Below are 966 nucleotides of genomic sequence, written 5' to 3'. Positions count from 1 at the left end.
AACGCCCTTAGAGGGCGTTTTTTGTTTCAATCGAACTGCGAACTTTTTGTCCTGTAAATCGCTCTGAAAGCGTCACAAACTTACAGCCCGATTTCTGGCTAAGTAGGTAAGGATAAGTGCTTAAAAACGCTCCTGGAGCGTTTTGAGAGCGTCAGGTTGGCGTTTTGAGATGCTAAGTCGGCTATTTAACGTAATAGGAATAATAATCACCACCACAACGTTATGTTGCTTTAAATTATGAGCTTCTTTGCTTCGATTTGAAGCCATTCAAATGTGTTTTTGGGCTCTCCATGCATTTCCATTTGATGCCAAAGTTTTTCAAATGACAAAATAGTGACTTGTAGAGCAACTTCTTCATTTCCAATTTCCATTGTTAAATTTTCGAGAAGTTTAATCGTATGAGCATCTACTAAAGTGTCGTATTTTTTTATTTTACACAAAGCCATAACGCAATACTCACAAAGTGTTGATATGCATGTAACTTTATAATAGTGCTCAATTGCGTATATAGTGGTTTTTTTTGGCCTAAGTCTATTAAGAACGTTCAATTGCTCACACAAACCTAGTCTTAAATATGATGTGTATGAGATAAATGGGATAAAGCGTGAAACTAAAAATTTATTTTAAAACATCGAATAACAAAGGCTTTGAAATCGCATCATATCAAGAACATTACGAGACAATTGTTGCTCAATGGCTTTCGTTAGGTCGTACACTAGAATCGAGTTCTTTTTTCCTTGTGCTGTACGATGATGATGGTAAGTGTGTAGATGCCAAATATCTTTCAAAAAATAATTTTAGTCGATTGCTGATAGAGTGGGACTGCTTTGGTTTAAAAGAAAGTAATGAGTAATTTAACGTAACACTCGTTGTGCGAACTGAACGATAGAACGCAAAAGGTTGCCCAAACCGGCGACCTTTTTTACATCTGGCAGATACGAAAAACGCCTCCCAATGGGAGGCGTT

General features: G+C 37.0%; 2 protein-coding genes. One reads left to right on the top strand and one right to left on the bottom strand.

Annotated features, from left to right (window positions below; all coding sequences use genetic code 11):
* Positions 1-230: 230 nt before the first annotated feature.
* Positions 231-446: a hypothetical protein gene (locus R7E38_RS22820; RefSeq protein ID WP_031819061.1), complete on the bottom strand. Its 216-nt coding sequence runs from the start codon at positions 444-446 to the stop codon at positions 231-233.
* Between the two features lie 158 nt (positions 447-604).
* Here R7E38_RS22820 and R7E38_RS22815 point away from each other — a divergent pair, with 158 nt between their 5' ends.
* Positions 605-853 (top strand): hypothetical protein, encoded by a 249-nt coding sequence (locus tag R7E38_RS22815; protein ID WP_005398517.1) that lies wholly within the window; start codon positions 605-607, stop codon positions 851-853.
* Positions 854-966: the final 113 nt, after the last annotated feature.

It is taken from the genome of Vibrio sp. Vb2131, from assembly GCF_033338535.1.
GTDB lineage: Bacteria > Pseudomonadota > Gammaproteobacteria > Enterobacterales > Vibrionaceae > Vibrio > Vibrio alginolyticus.
Note: the sequence above shows the minus strand (reverse complement) of the source record. Positions and strands in the feature narration are given on the sequence as shown.